The sequence below is a fragment of the Bacillus sp. JZ105 genome (genome assembly GCF_053903125.1).
Genome location: NZ_CP096387.1, coordinates 2159219 through 2178444, shown reverse-complemented (window position 1 = coordinate 2178444; position 19226 = coordinate 2159219). Strand labels below are relative to the sequence as shown.

The 19226-nt window shown below is 41.0% G+C and carries 23 protein-coding genes and 1 riboswitch; of the genes, 20 read left to right on the top strand and 3 right to left on the bottom strand.

The genetic code is table 11. From position 1 onward, the window contains the following. Positions 1 to 267: 267 nt before the first annotated feature. Complete coding sequence (locus M1D81_RS11035; RefSeq protein ID WP_008359679.1) at positions 268 to 705, top strand: peptidylprolyl isomerase; 438 nt, start codon at positions 268 to 270, stop codon at positions 703 to 705. 229 nt (positions 706 to 934) lie between these two features. Here M1D81_RS11035 and M1D81_RS11030 read toward each other — a convergent pair whose 3' ends face one another. Further along, on the bottom strand, positions 935 to 2149 hold the full coding sequence (locus tag M1D81_RS11030) for an MFS transporter (protein WP_456267130.1): 1215 nt from the start codon (positions 2147 to 2149) through the stop codon (positions 935 to 937). Positions 2150 to 2460: 311 nt separating this feature from the next. Between M1D81_RS11030 and M1D81_RS11025 the strand changes: the two genes are divergently transcribed. The 7 genes from M1D81_RS11025 to M1D81_RS10995 all read left to right on the top strand — a co-directional run bounded on the left by M1D81_RS11025 (position 2461) and on the right by M1D81_RS10995 (position 6813). After that, the gene (locus M1D81_RS11025; protein WP_456266896.1) at positions 2461 to 3042 is read left to right on the top strand and encodes a TetR/AcrR family transcriptional regulator; all 582 of its coding nucleotides are present in this window, start codon (positions 2461 to 2463) and stop codon (positions 3040 to 3042) included. Positions 3043 to 3254: 212 nt separating this feature from the next. Then, complete coding sequence (locus M1D81_RS11020) at positions 3255 to 3491, top strand: DUF2164 domain-containing protein (protein WP_024422853.1); 237 nt, start codon at positions 3255 to 3257, stop codon at positions 3489 to 3491. A 229-nt stretch (positions 3492 to 3720) separates the two neighbouring features. Beyond that, on the top strand, positions 3721 to 4065 hold the full coding sequence (locus tag M1D81_RS11015) for a hypothetical protein (protein WP_008344451.1): 345 nt from the start codon (positions 3721 to 3723) through the stop codon (positions 4063 to 4065). A gap of 106 nt (positions 4066 to 4171) precedes the next feature. Further along, a riboswitch (FMN riboswitch) is annotated at positions 4172 to 4313 on the top strand. A 253-nt stretch (positions 4314 to 4566) separates the two neighbouring features. Continuing rightward, positions 4567 to 5217, top strand: a complete 651-nt coding sequence (ribE, locus tag M1D81_RS11010) for a riboflavin synthase (protein WP_423059497.1) — start codon at positions 4567 to 4569, stop codon at positions 5215 to 5217. Positions 5218 to 5228: 11 nt separating this feature from the next. Next, complete coding sequence (gene ribB / locus M1D81_RS11005; RefSeq protein WP_080701153.1) at positions 5229 to 5855, top strand: 3,4-dihydroxy-2-butanone-4-phosphate synthase; 627 nt, start codon at positions 5229 to 5231, stop codon at positions 5853 to 5855. A gap of 26 nt (positions 5856 to 5881) precedes the next feature. Beyond that, a complete protein-coding gene (gene ribH, locus M1D81_RS11000; RefSeq protein WP_029706184.1) occupies positions 5882 to 6346 on the top strand; it encodes a 6,7-dimethyl-8-ribityllumazine synthase in 465 nt (154 codons plus the stop codon). A 113-nt stretch (positions 6347 to 6459) separates the two neighbouring features. Then, entirely contained in the window at positions 6460 to 6813 is a 354-nt protein-coding gene (locus M1D81_RS10995) for a GNAT family N-acetyltransferase (RefSeq protein ID WP_456266897.1), read from the top strand. A 24-nt stretch (positions 6814 to 6837) separates the two neighbouring features. On the opposite strand, the gene M1D81_RS10990 is transcribed toward M1D81_RS10995, so the two are convergent. Next, entirely contained in the window at positions 6838 to 7362 is a 525-nt protein-coding gene (locus tag M1D81_RS10990; RefSeq protein ID WP_456266898.1) for a DUF309 domain-containing protein, read from the bottom strand. Between the two features lie 295 nt (positions 7363 to 7657). Beyond that, positions 7658 to 7750, bottom strand: coding sequence for a YjcZ family sporulation protein (locus M1D81_RS10985; protein ID WP_012010430.1), 93 nt, complete (start codon positions 7748 to 7750; stop codon positions 7658 to 7660). A gap of 209 nt (positions 7751 to 7959) precedes the next feature. On the opposite strand from M1D81_RS10985, the gene M1D81_RS10980 reads away from it, so the two are divergent. From M1D81_RS10980 to M1D81_RS10925, 12 genes are all read left to right on the top strand, one after another. Next, positions 7960 to 8718, top strand: coding sequence for a segregation/condensation protein A (locus tag M1D81_RS10980; RefSeq protein ID WP_024422848.1), 759 nt, complete (start codon positions 7960 to 7962; stop codon positions 8716 to 8718). Continuing rightward, on the top strand, positions 8708 to 9301 hold the full coding sequence (gene scpB / locus M1D81_RS10975; RefSeq protein WP_456266899.1) for an SMC-Scp complex subunit ScpB: 594 nt from the start codon (positions 8708 to 8710) through the stop codon (positions 9299 to 9301). Before M1D81_RS10980 ends, scpB begins: the two co-directional genes overlap by 11 nt. A gap of 113 nt (positions 9302 to 9414) precedes the next feature. Then, positions 9415 to 9894, top strand: coding sequence for a YpuI family protein (locus M1D81_RS10970; protein ID WP_044332823.1), 480 nt, complete (start codon positions 9415 to 9417; stop codon positions 9892 to 9894). A 113-nt stretch (positions 9895 to 10007) separates the two neighbouring features. Then, entirely contained in the window at positions 10008 to 11159 is a 1152-nt protein-coding gene (locus M1D81_RS10965; protein WP_456266900.1) for a D-alanyl-D-alanine carboxypeptidase family protein, read from the top strand. Beyond that, positions 11147 to 11734 carry a nucleoside recognition domain-containing protein gene (locus M1D81_RS10960; protein WP_024422844.1) on the top strand — a complete coding sequence of 196 codons (588 nt, stop codon included), beginning with the start codon at positions 11147 to 11149 and terminating at the stop codon, positions 11732 to 11734. The genes M1D81_RS10965 and M1D81_RS10960 overlap by 13 nt, the downstream gene beginning before the upstream one ends. A gap of 4 nt (positions 11735 to 11738) precedes the next feature. Continuing rightward, positions 11739 to 12275 (top strand): spore maturation protein, encoded by a 537-nt coding sequence (locus M1D81_RS10955; RefSeq protein ID WP_024422843.1) that lies wholly within the window; start codon positions 11739 to 11741, stop codon positions 12273 to 12275. A gap of 135 nt (positions 12276 to 12410) precedes the next feature. Continuing rightward, positions 12411 to 13145: a 23S rRNA pseudouridine(2605) synthase RluB gene (gene rluB, locus M1D81_RS10950; protein ID WP_024422842.1), complete on the top strand. Its 735-nt coding sequence runs from the start codon at positions 12411 to 12413 to the stop codon at positions 13143 to 13145. A 90-nt stretch (positions 13146 to 13235) separates the two neighbouring features. After that, positions 13236 to 13766 carry a thiol-disulfide oxidoreductase ResA gene (gene resA / locus M1D81_RS10945; RefSeq protein ID WP_041085967.1) on the top strand — a complete coding sequence of 177 codons (531 nt, stop codon included), beginning with the start codon at positions 13236 to 13238 and terminating at the stop codon, positions 13764 to 13766. A gap of 1 nt (position 13767) precedes the next feature. Next, entirely contained in the window at positions 13768 to 15447 is a 1680-nt protein-coding gene (gene resB / locus M1D81_RS10940) for a cytochrome c biogenesis protein ResB (RefSeq protein WP_456266901.1), read from the top strand. Continuing rightward, on the top strand, positions 15431 to 16609 hold the full coding sequence (gene ccsB / locus M1D81_RS10935; RefSeq protein ID WP_456266902.1) for a c-type cytochrome biogenesis protein CcsB: 1179 nt from the start codon (positions 15431 to 15433) through the stop codon (positions 16607 to 16609). Before resB ends, ccsB begins: the two co-directional genes overlap by 17 nt. Before the next feature lie 85 nt (positions 16610 to 16694). Next, the gene (locus M1D81_RS10930) at positions 16695 to 17417 is read left to right on the top strand and encodes a response regulator transcription factor (protein ID WP_003215596.1); all 723 of its coding nucleotides are present in this window, start codon (positions 16695 to 16697) and stop codon (positions 17415 to 17417) included. Next, positions 17414 to 19195 (top strand): ATP-binding protein, encoded by a 1782-nt coding sequence (locus tag M1D81_RS10925; protein ID WP_456266903.1) that lies wholly within the window; start codon positions 17414 to 17416, stop codon positions 19193 to 19195. The genes M1D81_RS10930 and M1D81_RS10925 overlap by 4 nt, the downstream gene beginning before the upstream one ends. Positions 19196 to 19226 lie beyond the last annotated feature (31 nt).

Genomic DNA, 19226 nt, shown 5'->3' with positions numbered 1-19226 from the left:
AGTACACGTAAAGTAGTGCACTCCATCATATAGACGTAACTAATTGGCTTGACGTTTCAATTTTCTTTTTAAGATGTGTTCCTGTTCCGATAAATGAAGACATGTCATTTAGTCAAATATCATTTTATTAGGAAAAAAGAATCAAGCAACCCTATTTTATCAATCATCAGCTAAGAGGTAAATGACAATCGAAGAGCAGGGGATGTTTAACATCACCGAAAATGTGCTATAATGAGCGTTGTTTAACCTGAAAGGAGAATGTGAAAAATGGCGAAAAAAGGATACATACAATTAACGAATGGAAAGAAAATTGAGTTTGAACTTTACCCAGAGGCTGCTCCAGGTACAGTAGCAAACTTTGAAAAATTAGCGAATGAAGGCTTCTACGATGGATTGAAATTCCACCGTGTGATCCCAGGCTTCGTCAGCCAAGGCGGCGACCCAAACGGTAATGGAACGGGTGGTCCTGGTTACACAATTAAATGTGAAACAGAAGGAAATCCTCATCAGCACGAAAGAGGTTCATTATCAATGGCACATGCTGGTAAAGACACAGGCGGCAGCCAATTCTTTATCGTGCATGACCCGCAGCCGCACTTAAACGGTGTTCACACGGTTTTTGGCAAGGTAACATCTGGTATCGAGGCTGTACTTGATATGGAGCAAGGCCAAGGCATGGAAAAAGTTGAAGTTGTAGATGCTTAATCTAAAACACCGCTTAATCGCGGTGTTTTCAGCGTGTAGACAAACCCTCGCATTCGTTGTCAGCTCTGCGCGCTGGTGCTCACGAATGTCAAATTCGCTCCGCTCCAGTGCTCGAGCTTCCTAGACTTCAAAGGTTTTCTTTCACGCTGAAAAGAAGACAAAGGCTAAAATAAAGATCATTTTAGCCCTTTGTCAACAATCTGAAAACACCGCTTAATCGCGGTGTTTTTTATTTTGTTTGTGAGACGACTGTGATTTGTTTCGTTAGGCGATAGGTGATGATCCAATACAAAATGGCTAAAGCGCTGATAGAGGCACCAAAAAGACATACTCCGCTCCAGCCATAGGTCGCGTATATACTGGTTGAAACAATTGAACCGGTCGCACTGCCGATGGAGTAAAAAATCATGTAAGCCGCAGTCAGCCGGCTTCTCGCCTCAGCCCGTACTGTGAAAATCATACTCTGATTGGTCACATGAACTGCCTGCACAGAGAGGTCAAGAATGATAATGCCAATGACTAATGCAATAAGTGAATGTTCAGTCAAACTGATGAAAAACCATGAAATGAATAATAGGACAAGGGCTATACCAGTTGTGAACTGTCCAAAACCTCGATCAGCAAGGCTGCCAGCCCGAGCAGCCCCTAACGCTCCGGCTGCTCCAGCAAGACCAAATGCGCCAATTGCAGTATGTGAAAGAGAGTATGGCGCAGTACTGAGAGGCAGTACGAGTGAAGTCCATAACGTACCAAAGACGATAAAAATTAGAAGAGCCAAAATCCCACGGATGCGCAGGATTCGTTCTTGTATGAACAATATAAACATTGAACGAAGCAGATGAACATAGGATAATGACTCTCTTTTGCTGTCATCACGCGGGAGCACTCGGAACAATACGCCAGTTAGGATAAGCATGATGACGGCAGAAACAAGATAAACAGACCTCCAGCCAGCAAAATCGGTTAATACACCAGCAAAGGTTCGAGCGAGAAGAATGCCGGTTACGATTCCACTTTGCACCAAGCCGACTATACGGCCGCGTTCTTCTGGAGCAGCCCAACTTGCTGCAAACGCAACGAGTACCTGAGTGACTACAGCGAGCAGTCCGACCACTGCTAATCCTAGAAATAGGACGGTGACGATAGGAGCGATGCCGACTAGAATGAGGGCAAGCACAGATAAAAGCATCTGACCGATAATGAGCCGTCGTCGATTCAACAGATCACCAAGCGGTACTATCAGTAGCAGCCCCGCCGCATAACAAAGCTGAGTAATCGTAATGACAATACCAATGGATGAATACGTGATACCGAACTCGTCTGCCAGTGAATTTAGTAACGGTTGTGCGAAGTATATGTTTGCAACAGCCATCCCGCACGCTGCTGCAAAAAGTAGTGCCATATAGTGACTCATCTTTGATTCAGGTTTTAACCGAAAATTCATATCAGGATGATCTCTTGGAGTCATTTCATCTTTAACCATTCATTGCATCCTCTCCTTTTTATACTAAAGAGTATAATATATCGATCGGTATAAAATGATTCCTGTTAATGATAACCAATAAAATATTTTAAAGTCAAGAGTTCCATCCAGTTATTCTAATTTGATCTTGATTAAAGAAAGACAGTTTGACAATTTTACATGAATAAAATAAAATTATAATGTACTGATTGGTAATAAAAAATGATATCCTTACAAATAAATGAATAATTGTTTTGGTGAAATGATTTTATTGTTGAAAAGAGGAATTGAGGATGGTTCGACAGCGTGAGTTTGATGAGGAAAAAGCGTTGGATGATGCAATGGTGCTTTTTTGGGAAAAGGGGTATAGAGCTACAACGTTAAGCGATTTGACTGCAAAAATGGGAATACAGCGGCCAAGCTTATACTCAGCCTTTGGAGATAAAGAGGAGTTATTTGAGGTTGCATTACGTAAATATACAAAGCAGCATGCAGCCCGTATTCGAACAAAACTTCAAAACAATCAATCTGTAAAGAAAGCATTTCATACTTTATTTACAGATGTAGTGGAAGAGGAATATAGAGATGGCCCGAGTAAAGGCTGTTTTTGCATTAATACGATAGTGGAACTTGCTCCACACGAAGAGAAATTTGAAATTCTGACAAGGGAGCATCAGATGTATCTTTCGGTCATATTTGAAGAAAAGATTGTGCAAGGTATTCGCTCGGGTGAGCTTGAAAGCAGCTTGAATGCTAAAGCCTTAGCACAGACACTGGTCGTTTCTTTCATCGGGCTTACCGTCCTCATGAAGTCACGTCCAGAGCGTTCATTTGTAGATCATTCTGTAGCGACGATCCTATCCATTTTAAAATAAAATGGACAACACGCTATGACAGCTTCCATGAAAAAATCATACAGCATAGTGAAAGCGTATTTGATCCATTACATCAAAATACGCTTTTTCTTATAGGGCAGTCATGCGCAGAATGTATTTTTATGATATGATAGGAGAACAAACATTCGTATTTGCGGGGTGCCAGCACATCAGATGCAAATGAAGAAATCGGAAAGAAAGAAGGGGATACTTTGAAACCACTCACAAAAGAAGAGAAAAATCAAATGACGATGGCCATTCAGCGTTATTTTGCCGAAGAACGAGAAGAAGAGATTGGTGAATTAGCAGCCATTAATATACTAGAATTTATCACAAAAAACCTTGGAAGCTACTACTATAATCAAGGGGTTCGCGACAGCCGCAGCATCGCTGTTCAGCGGTCACAATTGTTAGAGGAAGACTTATTTGCACTCGAAAAAAGAATATAATGAAAAGCTTGCAGTATGGTGTGTTACGAACTAATAAACAGGAAAAAGACCCCCTTAATAAAGAACGCATATTCGTATCATATGTAATGATTAAGAGGTGGAACCAAAGGGCCATCTGAATCGTTATATAAGTAACCATTAATGAAAATCAGCTTTTTTGGTTTTATTTCAATAAAAGAAGGAATAAAACATACAAATAGGCGAAGTGCAGATGATGGAGGTTCTAAATATGGGGAAAATTAAATTAAAAATTGCGATCTTATTTGTTTTACTGCTTTGTTTAGGCGCAGGTTATTTATACATGAATGGCATGAAAATTGAAGATGTGCCAACAGCTATTGGCGAAAGCTTAACAAATAATGATAAAGATTACACCATCTATGAATATACCATTACGAAAATTGATGGAGATGAATATTACGGTCAGGCGAAGAATGGCACAAAAATTATTTTTAATGGTAAGAAATTTGAAGATGATGTAGCCGATCTGAAAAAAGGCGATCGTATTAAAGCCTACTTTAGTAATGAAAAAAGAATAGATGGACTGATTAAAGTTGTAAAAGTCGTTAATTAACATGTCTCCTTTCCTATAAGGAGGCTTTTTTTGTGAAGAAATCTTGATTGTTGCATTTGACAACAAGGATCGCTATAATAGCTCCTAAGGACAGCTAAATATCGATTGTATCCTTCGGGGCAGGGTGAAAATCCCGACCGACGGTAATAAAGCAAATGCTTTACAGCCCGTGACCCGTTAATTTATTAACGGTTGATTCAGTGAAAAGCTGAAGCCGACAGTGAAAGTCTGGATGGGAGAAGGATAAAGAAAGCTATGAACGAAAAATATTTTTTGATCATAGTCTTATTTCTGATGCAAAAAAACCACAGCCCCGGAATTTTTTCCGGGGCTTTCTGTATGATTTTGTCGTTAATAGACTGCATGCAGTGTTTATTAAGTGATCCCTCATCTACCTTGTATGGACCATAAAAAGCGACGAAGGTGCTCAATCGATCACATGTCCCTAACATCGCTTTTTTTAAAAGTGAGAAATACAAACGAAACGAAAGGGAGGATCACATGTTTACGGGGATAATTGAAGAAGTTGGCACCGTTCAGTCATTAAGTAAAAAGTCAGCAGATGCCATGGAAATTGTCATTACATGCAGCCGTGTGCTGGAAGATGTTCACCTCGGAGACAGTATTGCTATTAATGGCGTATGTCTCACAGTCACAAGCTTCACAAAAGAACAGTTTACGGCAGATGTGATGCCAGAGACGGTCAAAGCGACATCGCTGGACCAGCTGACACAAGGCAGTCCAGTGAATTTAGAGCGAGCCATGTCCTCAAATGGACGATTTGGCGGGCATTTTGTCTCAGGCCATGTTGATGGAACGGCTGTCATTACCCGGATAGAAAAGAAGAGTAATGCCATTTACTATGATTTAAAGATGAACAAGACCCTCACAGATATGCTCACCCAAAAGGGTTCGATCGCAATAGATGGTGTCAGCTTGACCATTTTCGATTTGCGAGATTCATATGTCACAGTCTCTATTATTCCTCATACGCTTGAAGGAACTATTTTCCCGACTAAATCTATGGGGGATATCGTGAATATAGAGTGTGACATGATCGGTAAATACATTTATCGCTTTTTAACAAAAGAGCAGAGCGAAAAACAGCCATCTCGATTGACCCCATCATTTCTAAAAGAGCACGGATTCTAGGAGGCGATTGTATGTATCATTCCGTTGATGAGGCAGTAAATGCCCTTAAACAAGGAGAAATCATTATCGTAGTGGATGATGAAGACAGAGAAAATGAAGGAGACTTTGTGGCACTTGCTGAGCATGCCACACCTGAGGTGATTAACTTCATGGCTTTACATGGAAGAGGCCTCATTTGTACGCCAGTCCATGCGTCGATCGCCAAACACCTGAATCTGCATCCAATGGTTGAACATAATACGGATGCACACCATACAGCATTTACAGTAAGCATCGACCATGTGACAACGACAACCGGTATTAGTGCTTTTGAGCGCTCCACGACCATGCTGGCCATGTTAAATAAAGACGCAAAACCAGACGAATTTGCCCGTCCAGGACATGTTTTTCCGCTTATTGCAAAAGAGGGCGGCGTACTAGAAAGACCAGGTCATACAGAGGCGGCGGTTGATCTTGCTAAACTGGCAGGCTCAGAGCCAGCGGGTGTCATATGTGAAATTATGAATGCAGATGGATCAATGGCGCGCGTCCCTGAACTAAAGGAGATCCAAAAACAGCATGATTTAAAGATGCTGACAATCGAAGCATTACAGACATATTTAAACAACAATCGAACAGCCGCTATTGAAACAAAATAAAAATCACAAAAAAGGATGATCAACATATGAATACAATACAAGGCCATGTAGTAGCAGAAGGACTAAAATTTGCAATCGTTGTAGCGAGATTTAATGATTTTATTACAAGTAAACTGTTAGATGGAGCAGAAGATACATTACTCAGACACGGAGCAAATGGTGATGATATCGATGTTGTGTGGGTACCAGGCGCTTTTGAAATCCCGTACATGGCAAAAAAATTAGCAGAAACCAAAAAATATGATGCAGTCATCACACTTGGAACCGTGATCAGAGGCGCAACGACTCACTATGATTATGTTTGTAATGAAGCTGCTAAAGGAATTGCTCAGAGTGCTATGTCAACAGGGGTACCGATTATCTTTGGTGTACTCACAACAGAATCTATTGAACAAGCCATTGAAAGAGCTGGTACAAAAGCAGGAAATAAAGGCAGCGAATCGGCTGCAGCTGCTATTGAAATGGCGAATCTCAATCGAACGTTCTCTTAATTTAGTGAAAAAGAGTTTAAAAACGGTATAAAAATGTTTATAATGTGTGATGAGCAAATGAATCATAAGACATTTGCTGGAAATTAGGATAATTTGAATATTGAGGGGTATATATGTTAATTCGTTACAAGAGGTCTTTTGAAAAAATTGCCATGGGACTTCTGTCCTTTATGCCGGGTGAGAAAGACGTCAAACAGCTTCAGCAGACGATGAAGTCATATGAAATGGATGAAGATCGGCAGCTGTTCCTATGGAAAGATGGCGAGGATATTGTAGGTGCTATTGGTGTGTTGAAAACAGACGACCAAGTACAAATTGAGCATATTAGTGTGAATCCATCCCATCGTGATCAAGGAATCGGCAAGGAAATGGTTTTAGCCGTGGAAGAAATATTTAAAACCAAAACACTCATTCCAAATGAATTAACGCAAGGCTTCTTTCAAAAGTGTCATAGCGAATCAAATTAAATATCACACATGTAAAAGCAGAGGCTACAGTCCTCTGCTTTTTTTACGTTCAATCTGCTTTTTTCGTTCCAGCAAAACTTCTGTCCGGTCACGGAGTCTATGTTTTTCGATTAAAAATGTATGGGATAAGTTGCTTTCCTGTCCAAAGATCAGTCCTTCATTTTGGGCCATTTCTATGCATAAAGAAAGAAGTGCTTCATCTTTGATCGGCAGCATCACACTTTCATAGGGCAAATCTTCATCCATTTTCTTTTTCAGCGTTCTCAGAAGCATCAGAAATGCCTCATCATCCAGACCGAGATTCGATAATACTGAACGGTTTGCTTCTAACAAATGAAGACTGTTAGAAATGAGCCGTTTTGCTCCTTTTCCATTTCCCCGTCTTTGATGATACAAGGCAACAGCGAGCTGAATGAGCCCGACCCAATATTCTTTGCGCTGCTCAGGGGGATCTTCCTTCCAATATTCCTCTAAAATTTCATGACACTCAAAATAATCTCTTGTCGTATGAAATTCGTGTAAAAAAGCCACGTACGCTTCAGGATACACAGCGGTCATCTCCTTTTCCACTCTCAGTCTAACATATCGAAAAGAAAAGAAGAAAGAGCGTCCCTTTAGTGAAAAGGACGCTCTCAGCGTGTAGACAAACCCTCGCATTCGGTGTCAGGTCTGCGCTCCGGTGCTCACGAATGTCAAATTCGCTCCGCTCCGGTGCTCGCCCTTCCTAGACTGCAAAGGTTTTCTATCACGCTGAAAGGAAGACAAAGGGCTAAAATCAAGATCATTTTAGCCCTTTGTCAACAATCTAAGAGCGTCCCTTTAGTGAAAAGGACGCTCTGTTTCTTTAATAAACCCAAGCCGCGCCAACGATGATCAGCAAGATGAAAAGCACGACAATTAGCGCGAATCCTCCGCCGAAGTTATAGCCATCTCCCATAATGATACGGCCTCCTTTTTCATCAGTTCTGATTACAATGGTATTCTATGTATAAATGCCCTTATTGGTATGGGCGGATCCACTGTTTTTCTTGATTTGCCTAAGGCATTTTGGCCGAAATTATATTGGACGAGAGCTTTATCCTGTCTTATACTAAAGGTTAGCCGGTGAAACGGTACTTAGAAGACAGTAGAAATGGTGAGAAAAAGATGCTGGAATATCAGGTGAAAATAGATTCGTTCGAGGGTCCTTTGGACTTGCTTTTACATTTAATTAACCGGTTGGAAATTGATATTTATGATATTCCCGTCGCTAAAATTACGGAGCAGTATTTATTATATGTCCACACGATGAGGGAGCTTGAGCTCGATGTTGCGAGTGAATATTTGGTCATGGCTGCAACCCTCCTGAGTATTAAAAGCAGAATGCTTCTTCCGAAACAAGAGGAAGAGCTGTTTGATGAAGACCTGCTCGAAGAGGAAGAAGACCCTCGAGAAGAGCTGATTGGCAAATTGATTGAATACCGCAAGTATAAAAATGCAGCACAAGAACTAAAGGAACGCGAAGAAGAAAGGCAAAATGCCTTTACAAAACCACCGAGTGATTTAAGCGAATTTGCAAAAGAATCAGAAGCGAAGGACACAAATTTACACGTAACGGTGTATGATATGTTAGGTGCGTTCCAAAAGGTATTAAATCGAAAGAAAATAACGAAACCAGCACCATCAAAGATTACAAGACAAGAAATCCCGATTGAAGACAAAATGAATGAGATTATGAACCATTTAAGAAAAACAAAAAAGCGGACCAATTTCATGACTCTATTTCAACATGATCAAAAGGAACACCTTGTCGTGACGTTTCTTGCTGTTCTCGAATTGATGAAAAGTCATCAAATCATGCTAGAGCAGGAAGGGAACTTTGAAGACATTTATATCATAGGGAGTGAAACGATTCATGACGCTTGATATCGTGAATTGGAAAGCCATCATAGAAGCGCTGCTGTATGCAGCAGGTGACGAAGGCTTAACAAGAAAACAGCTCATGTCTGTTCTTGAAGTAGATGAGTCGGTATTACTCGACATTATGTCTTCCGTAAAGGAAGAATATCAAAAACAAGAACGAGGGATTGAGCTCATTGAATATGCAGATTCATATATGCTGCTGACGAAAAAAGAACACAGCATGTATTTAAAAAAATTAGTCGAGACACCATCCAAGGGTTTGTCGCAGGCAGCGCTGGAGGTGCTTGCCATTGTTTCTTATAAACAGCCGATTACACGCAGTGAGGTAGAGGAGATTAGAGGAGTCAAATCAGAGCGGGTACTTCATAGCTTAGTAGCCAAAGCACTGCTCTGTGAAGTAGGACGTGCCGATGGTCCGGGACGAGCGATTCTTTATGGGACAACCCCTACCTTTTTAGAACAATTTGGCTTAAAAGCCTTAGATGAATTACCGCCGCTTCCAGAGAATGTGGAAGCAGATGGAGTACAAGAAGAGGCCGATCTATTTTTTGAAAACTTCAATCAAACATTTGAAGACATAAAATAGTTCAAAAGAGTGAAAAAGGTATGATAAAATATAAAAAAGATTTTAGGTCTAAAATCTTTTGATGACAGATAAAATGGTGACAAAGCCATGAGGGGAAGGTAAACACGAAACAAATGGCACATATGAATGTAAAGGCTCAAGTTGATCAAGCAGGCGTCTTTTTATCAAAGGTTGCAATTGAAATGAATGGTTTTCTGAACGAAACCACCTTATCAAGCTTGAAACGATTAAACCCCGAAGCGGAAGCCTATTATTGTGACATATTAAGTACATTACGGAAGCTTGCAGTGTACAGCGAGGATGCAGCAGCAGTTTGCAGGAAAATGAGCCAGCAGCAGACATTCCCGCAGCAAGCCGCACAGCAGATGCTCCACCGTATTTATCATCAATGTATTGAAGAATTTTTCACGCCAAAAAAGGATACATGGTATGAAGACAGCCGTTCGGCCTATACAGGAAAAAGCAGCATTGTTTTTCACCATGAAGTATCCGCTGATATGAAACAATTATTTTCTTCATTAGAAAAAGACTTTTTAGCGATGAGAGAAGAGCTGGAATATACGACATCTCATCAGCAAGTGAAAATGGTATAAGTAAGTCGAAGAAGCGCTTCTACATGTAGAGGCGCTTTTTTTTATGGACGAGGCATCATAACTTTTTCAGCTGAGCATACACTTGTACAAAACGGACAAGGACGTGAATGAACATGCCCTATTTAAAAATTGGAACAGCAGTCCTTCTTCTATTTACACTCTTACTGCCTTTTTCTTCACATGCCAAAGCAGACATGTCATTATCAGTGAGTGCAAGAAGCGCCATTTTAATAGATGGACAGTCAGGCAGAGTCCTATTTGGAAAGGACGAGCACGAAAAAAGAAGAATCGCCAGTATTACAAAAATTATGACGGCTGTATTAGCCATTGAATCAGGAAAAATGAAAGATACCGTCAAAGTATCAAAACGTGCGATTCAGGCGGAGGGGTCATCCATTTATTTAAAGGAAGGGCAGAAGGTGAGCTTAGAAGATTTGACATACGGGCTCATGCTGCGTTCTGGAAATGATGCAGCTGTTGCCATTGCAGAGCATGTTGGCGGCAGCTTAGAAGGCTTTATTTTTATGATGAATCAAAAGGCGGCTGAACTAGGAATGGAGAATACGAATTTTCAAAATCCGCACGGACTAGATGATCATAAAAATCATTATTCATCAGCCTATGACATGGCGATCCTAACAAAATACGCGATGAAGCATAAGCAATATCAAAAAATTGCCGGTACAACTTTCTATAAAGCGAAGACAATGGAAGGCTATTGGAAAAATAAAAACAAGCTGCTCACCGGTTTATACGAATATTCCACTGGAGGGAAAACAGGATATACAAAGCTTGCAAAACGAACACTTGTCTCCACCGCTGCAAAGGGTGATGCTCAGCTGATCGCTGTGACCATTAATGCACCGGACGACTGGAAGGATCATATCTCTATGTTTGAATATGCATTTGATCACTATAAAACGTATGTGCTTGCTGAAAAAGGAAGGCTTGCTTCGTTAAAAGGGACCTTTTACGAAAAAAAAGCGTTTATTAAGCGTGATGTGGACTATTTTTTAAATGAAGATGAGAAAAAACTTGTCAAAATTGAAACAGAAATGCTCACCCCAGAAAAGAAATGGAAAAAAAACGCCGAAGCCATCCCAGATGTTGTAGGAAAAATGACGATTTTATTAGATGGACAGGTGATCGAGCAATTACCGATTTTTTATGAAAATAAACGAAACCGCATGCCTCAAAAAAGCTTTCAAGAAATGTTTAAGTCTGTCTTTCAGACATCTATAGGCGGATCTTCATGGTCAATCTAATTTGGGTATTTCTCACTGTCATCGGTCTTGTCTATGCGATGTTTAATGGAACGATGCAGGAAGTGAACGAGGCTGTATTTAAAGGCTCAAAAGAAGCGGTTACTATTTCAATTGGTTTGATTAGTGTCCTCGTTTTTTGGCTCGGGCTCATGAAGATTGCCGAAGAGGCAGGGCTGTTAAATTTCTTTAGTAAATTGTGCCGGCCCTTTATTTCAAAGCTATTCCCGGATATTCCGCCTAATCATCCTGCAATGGGGTATATTTTGTCCAATCTCATGGCGAATTTCTTTGGTCTCGGGAATGCCGCTACACCGCTTGGCATTAAAGCGATGGAGCAGATGAAAGCATTAAACGGCGGAAAAAATGAGGCAAGCCGTTCTATGATTACATTTCTAGCGGTCAACACATCCTCTATCACACTTGTGCCAACAACCGTCATAGCAATAAGAATGACCTATGGGGCAGATCAGCCAACAGACATTGTAGGGCCAACCATTTTAGCAACACTCATTTCAGGAATCGGTGCAATTATCATCGATCGTTATTTCCACTATCGCAGAAGCAGGCGGGGGTGATCTTGTGGCATTTATTAACTGGCTGTCACTTGCTTTGATTCCACTGATCATCGCAGGAATTTTGATTGCTGGAACCATTAAAAAAGTACCAACCTATGAAACATTTGTGGAGGGAGGAAAAGAGGGCATTCAAATTGCCTTTTCAATCATTCCCTATTTAGTCGGTATGCTTGTAGCCATTACGATATTCCGTGCATCAGGTGCGCTTGATTTTGTTATGGGACTATTAAAACCAGTTTTTACAGCGATTGGTTTCCCGCCAGAAGTGGTGCCGCTTGCGTTTATTCGCCCGATATCAGGAACAGCTGCACTTGGCATGACATCAGACTTAATAGCGACGTATGGCCCAGATTCTTTTATTGGCCAGCTTGCAGCTGTCATGCAAGGGTCAACAGATACCACCCTTTACATTTTAACGGTCTATTTTGGAGCAGTTGGGATTAAAAAAATGGGAGATGCGCTGAAAGTAGGTTTGCTAGCAGATCTCATTGGTGTCATTGCCTCTGTGATTATCGTCAGTTTGTTATTTAGCGGCGCCTAATCAGGCGCTTTTTTGTGTTTCATGGATGGAAAATCGCTTTTTAGCTGAAATTAGACAGACGAAACGCTTATTTTTCCACGAATGCTTGTTTGTTTTAAGTCAAGCAAGTAAGATAGTACATGAGGTGAAAGACAAATGGAACGTTTACAGAAAGTAATTGCACATGCCGGCGTCGCTTCAAGACGAAAGGCTGAAGAATTAATTAAAGAAGGACGAGTTACCGTTAATGGTCAAACAGTGACAGAGCTCGGAGTGAAGGTGGGCTCTTCAGATAAAATTGAAGTCAATGGATTAAAGCTTGAAAGAGAAGAACCGGTTTACTTTATGCTTTATAAACCGCGCGGCGTCATTTCGGCTGCCGAGGATGATAAAGGACGCAAGGTCGTCACAGATTTCTTTGATGATGTCCCGCAGCGTCTTTATCCAATCGGCCGGTTAGATTATGATACGAGCGGTTTGATTTTGATTACAAATGATGGGGAATTTGCCCATAAGCTCATGCACCCGAAATACGAAATTGATAAAACGTATGCAGCGAAGCTAAAAGGCATTCCATCAAAGGAACTGCTTAGAAAGCTAGAAAAAGGGATCATGTTAGATCATAAAAAAACAGCACCTGCTCGTGCGAAAATGCTTTCTATTGATAAACGAAAACAAACTTGTATTGTTCAATTAACCATTCACGAAGGCAGAAACAGACAGGTGCGCCGCATGTTTGAAGCGATTGGACATGATGTGTTAAAGCTAAAAAGGGAGCAATATTCGTTCCTTCATATTGAAGGTATGAGACCAGGAGACCGCAGAGAATTGTCTCCGCATGAAGTAAAGCGCCTGAGAGCAATTGCTGATCATGGGAAAAGCGCTTTTTAATTTTCACATAAACTTCAAAAAATGAAGAAGCATCAAAAGAAGGAGAATGCTATAATTTACCTGAATGTCTATGGGGAAGGGGTACTTCAGATGAAAAAAAGACGGTTTTTCATACGGACGGGCATTCTCCTCGTGATGCTTGCTGCACTATGTTATACAATGTATAACTCAGTATTTGCCAAACAGGATCGAGTCAAAGAAGGATCTATTGCGCCAAACTTTGTCCTTCAATCTGTGGATGGGGATCGGATTGAGTTAAAGGACTTAAAAGGCAAAGGTGTCTTTCTTAATTTTTGGGGTACATGGTGTGGTCCGTGTAAACAAGAATTTCCTTATATGGCGAATCAATATGAAGTGTTCAAGGATCGCGGTGTGGAAATTGTTGCAGTCAATGTTGCGGAATCCAAAATTGCCGTGAAAAATTTTATGGAATCCTATGGCGTGAATTTTCCTGTTGCCATGGACAAAGATCGTCAAGTGACAGAGGCATATGATATTACGCCGCTGCCAACCACATTTTTAATCAATCCTGAAGGCAAGGTAATCAAAGTCATAAAGGGAACGATGACAGAACGTAATGTCTATGAATATATGAATTTGATTAAACCAAAGGGGTCATAGAATGAAAGAGGTAAAGTGCGAGTGTGGACATATTAATCCAATCGGTACTGTTCTATGTGAATCATGCGGGAATCCCATTGCGGCTAAAGAGAAAAACTCTTCAAAGCTGCTTGATATGAGATATGACGGCAGTGCAAGACGCTCGCAAACATACAACAAAACGATTGTTGATAAAGTATGGAACTTTTTTTCTTCCGTTAAAGTGGGTGTGTGGCTGATTGTCATTACACTGCTCGCTTCTTCGCTTGGAACGATTTTTCCGCAGGAGCGATTTATTCCGCCAGGTGCATCTGCTTCCACGTATTATGAAGAGCAATATGGATCGTTTGGCAAGCTGTATTACACACTTGGATTCCATGATCTTTATAATTCTTGGTGGTTTTTAGCTCTTGTCGCATCAATCGGGATCTCCCTTGTCATTTGCAGTCTCGACCGCGTTATTCCTCTTTATCGAGCACTCAAAAACCAAGGGGTTATCAAAAAAGAAGGCTTTATGAGAAGACAGCGTCTGTTCAGTGAGACAGACAAAACATTAGATCAGCATACATATGAAGGCATCATAAAAGCAATGAAACAAAAGCGTTACCGCGTGCGAGAAGAAAATGGGCATATTTTAGCCGAAAAAGGACGTTTTTCACGCTGGGGACCTTACGTCAATCACATTGGATTAATCATCTTTCTCATTGGCGCGATGCTTCGGTTTGTCCCGGGCATGTACGTGGACGAAACGCTGTGGGTGAGAGAAGGAGAAACTGCACCAATTCCAGGTACGGATGGTCAATACTTCTTGAAAAATAATGCGTTTTCAATTGATCGCTATGAAACTGGAAATGAAAAAGAAGTGTTTGAGAATGCTATTGAAAAAGCTGGCGACGGTCAAGTGGTAAAAAGCTATAAAACCGATGCCATCTTATACAAACGTGAAGGAGAAGTTGTATTTGGTGAAAAGCCCAAGCTGAAGAAGGTAACAGAACACGATATCAAAGTGAATGAACCGCTCAAGTTTGACAATTTCTCATTATATCAAGTGGATTTTAAACAAAATGAACTCGATCAAATGGTCTTTCAGCTGATTCGTAAAGATACAGGAAAATCTTTCGGTACAGTGAAGATTAATCTGCTGGAGCCTAAGTCAGAATATGATCTTGGTAGCGGTTACAAAGTCAAGGTGATGAGCTATCTGCCTGATTTTTATTTTGACGATGATGGAACGCCGAGTACGAAAACAAGGAATCCGAATAATCCTGCTTTCGTGTTTGAAATGATTTCTCCTGAAAAACCTAAAGGTGAAAAAAGCTTTGTCGCCATTCAAGAGACAGTAGAGGGTTCTGATAATAATCTATATAAAATGAAGTTTGATCGGGTTGAAACGAAAAACGTCACAGGGTTAACAGTTCGAAAGGATTTAACGCTTGGCGTGCTCATAGTAGGCGGAATCATCTTCATGATTGGTGTCGTGCAGGGGATGTATTGGCAGCATAGAAGAATCTGGCTGTCGGCAAAGGATGGAAAAGTATTGGTGGCAGGACATACAAACAAAAACTGGTTCGGCTTAAAGTCCGATCTTGGCGTGTTACTGAACGGCAGTGGCATCAAACAGCCAGTTGATCAAAAAGAGCTGCCTGATACAACAAGTATCAGCAAAAGCAAGGGGGAAGGATTAGATGGCGGCAGTCAGTGAAAATCTGTTATTTGCAGCTTTTCTATTTTATTTAGCGGCAGTTCCTTTTTTTGGTGGTGCCATTAAGGGAAAAAAGAAAGAAGAAGGACCGCGCAGGAATAAGGCGGCACTCATTGGCATTACGCTTACCATCATCGGTTTTTTGAGCCAGTTGGGTTATTTTATTTCAAGATGGATCGCATCTGGTCATGCACCAGTCAGTAATTTGTTTGAGTTCACTACGGCTTTTGGCATGATGCTGGTGCTCGCATTCATCATTTTATATTTTGTGTATCAAGTGTCTGTACTTGGTTTATTCACACTTCCAATCGCTTTATTGATTATTGCCTATGCAAGTATGTTCCCATCAGATATTTCACCGCTGATTCCTTCACTTCAAAGTAATTGGCTTTATATTCACGTGACAACAGCAGCACTTGGCCAAGCCATTTTAGCCATCAGCTTTGTGGCAGGTGTCATCTTTCTATTAAAACATGTGGATCAAACAAAGCCAGGGAAGAAGACGTTTGGTTTAGAGCTTGTCATGTTTATGATTGTGGTTACACTTGCATTTATCGCTGTCACGTCTATCTTTAGAATGACAGGATATGAAGCGACATTTAATTGGATCGATAAAAATAAAGAAAAAAGTGAGATGGTCTATGAGCTCCCAGCTCTTGTCGGACCTCATAAGGGGGAGCTTGTGACGGAAGATCGTTTGGAACCGTTTGTTGAGCTGCCGCCTGTTTTTTCAGGCAGAAAGGTCAATACGGTGTTATGGTCATTTGGCGTAGGGCTGATCATATACGGAATCATTCGATTGATTATTCGCAAACGACTGAGCGCTCTGCTTCAACCGCTAGTGAAACAGGTGAACCTAGATTTAGTTGATGAAATTGGGTATAGGGCTGTTTCAATTGGTTTCCCTGTATTTGCGTTAGGCGGGCTAATCTTTGCCATGATTTGGGCGCAAATTGCATGGACTAGGTTTTGGGGCTGGGATCCGAAGGAAGTATGGGCATTGATTACGTTTCTCTTTTATGCTGCCTATCTTCATCTTCGCTTGTCGCGAGGCTGGCATGGTGAAAAGTCCGCTTGGCTTGCTGTGATCGGCTTCGCCATTATTATGTTTAATCTCATCTTTGTCAACCTTGTCATTGCGGGGCTTCATTCTTACGCATGATCACAAGGAAAAGCCAACTTTTATGCTTCGATTCGGCTTTTTGTTAAAATGAATGTAACAACGGAGAAAGCAGGAGGACTGTCTAATGGAACACACAACTCAAACGAAAATATTAGTCGTAGATGATGAGGCAAGAATTCGCCGCCTTTTAAAAATGTATTTAGAACGTGAAAATTATGAAATCGATGAAGCGGAAAATGGAGATGAGGCGATTCAAAAAGGGCTTCAAACCGATTACGATCTCATTTTGCTCGATTTAATGATGCCTGGTACAGATGGAATCGAAGTGTGTAATCAAATTCGAGACAAAAAAGCAACTCCAATCATTATGCTGACGGCAAAAGGAGAAGAAGCCAACCGCGTTCAAGGATTTGAGGCAGGAACGGATGACTACATCGTCAAACCTTTCAGCCCGCGTGAAGTGGTTTTACGTGTAAAGGCATTGCTTAGAAGATCGTCTCAAACATCTTATTTGAATACTGGGACAACAACAAAGGATGTTCTTGTGTTTTCTCATCTTTCTATTGACCATGATGCACATAGAGTGACGGCTGATGGCAAAGAAGTCAGCCTCACGCCGAAGGAATATGAGCTTTTATATTTCCTTGCAAAAACACCAGATAAGGTCTATGACAGAGAAAAGCTGCTAAAAGAAGTATGGCAATATGAATTCTTTGGAGACTTACGAACAGTCGATACCCATGTCAAACGACTTCGTGAAAAACTGAATAAAGTGTCACCAGAAGCAGCGAAAAAAATCGTAACTGTATGGGGTGTCGGGTACAAATTTGAGGTCGGCGCTGAATGAAACTGTGGAAAAGTGTTGTAGGAAAGCTATGGTTAACCATTCTTTTCCTCGTCCTGATTGTTTTATCCATTTTAACTGTGCTTCTTTTAGAGTTCATTGAGAATTATCATGTAGAAGAAGCCAAATCTGATTTAACACAAATGGCAAACAAAGTAGCGGTCATTTTAGAAAGCCATGAGGATCAATCGCTTGCAAGGTCGATTACATCAGAACTCGCTGACAAATTGACGAGTATTGCGATCATCCAAGAGGACGGGCTAGAGTGGTATTCGTCTGAAAAAGACGGGAAGCTTCCTGCGATTACAAAGAAACAAATTGAAGCGGACAGCGATTTAAATCAAGCACTGAAAGATCGTAAAAAAATCAGTAAACGTGCAGAACCTGATGCAGGCAATCAAAAAGATGAACGGATTGTAGTTGGTGTTCCATATGAGGCGAACGGAAAAAAAGGCATGGTCTTTCTTTCTCAGTCACTCCTCGCTGTAGAACAAACAACGAAACATACGACACGCTACATCTTTTTAGCAGCCGGAATTGCGATTGTACTGACCACTATTTTCGCTTTCTTCTTGTCAACACGTGTCACCTACCCTCTCAGAAAGATGAAAGAGGGTGCACAAGATTTGGCGAAAGGGAAATTTGATACAAAGATTCCTATCTTAACGCAAGATGAAATTGGAGAACTGGCGATTGCCTTTAATCAAATGGGGAAGCAGCTTAAATTCCATATCACAGCCTTAAATCAAGAAAAAGAACATTTATCTAATATTTTAAGCAGTATGGCTGATGGTGTCATCACCATCAATATTGATGGAACGATCTTGATGACAAATCCTCCTGCAGAACGATTTTTGCAGGCATGGTATTATGAGCAAAATATGAAGATTAAAGATGGAGATGAACTGCCGCCAGAAGCGCGCGAGCTTTTTCATACAGCTGTCAGCACAGAAAAAGAGCAAATGATCGAAGTTACGCTGCAAGGGCGTACCTGGGTTCTTCTCATGTCTCCGCTGTATAATCAGCAGGATGTCAGGGGAGCAGTTGCAGTCCTTCGTGATATGACGGAGGAACGAAGACTTGATAAACTGAGAAAAGACTTCATTGCCAATGTCAGTCATGAACTTCGTACACCAATTGCCATGCTGCAAGGGTACAGTGAGGCGATTGTAGATGATATTGCAGGATCAGAAGAAGAAAAGAAAGAGATTGCGCAAATTATCTATGATGAATCACTTCGAATGGGACGTCTTGTGAATGACCTTCTAGATCTAGCGAGAATGGAAGCAGGTCATATTACACTGAATCTTGAATCAACAGATACAGAAGAGCTGACAGAGAAGATCTACCGTAAGTTTCTCGGGATTGCGAAAGAAAAACAAATCGACCTTACGTATGATATTCAAGTGGATGAACCGAACTTTGTATTCGATCCAGATAAGATTGAACAAGTGTTTACGAATCTTATTGATAATGCCATTCGTCATACACCAGAGGGCGGCGAGGTTCACTTCTCGGTTCAATCGGTGGAGAACGGACTGAAAATGGATGTAAAAGATTCGGGGAGCGGAATTCCGGAAGAAGATCTGCCCTTTATTTTCGAACGCTTCTATAAAGCCGATAAAGCAAGGACAAGAGGACGTTCTGGTACTGGACTTGGCCTGGCGATTGTGAAGAACATTGTCGAGGCACATCAAGGCTCTATACATGCTCACAGCAAAGCGGGTGCAGGTACACACTTTACATTCTATATTCCGAGAAAAAAGCAGGAACTCGTCTAATCTTGACGAAGAATCTTGTTACATGAGAAAC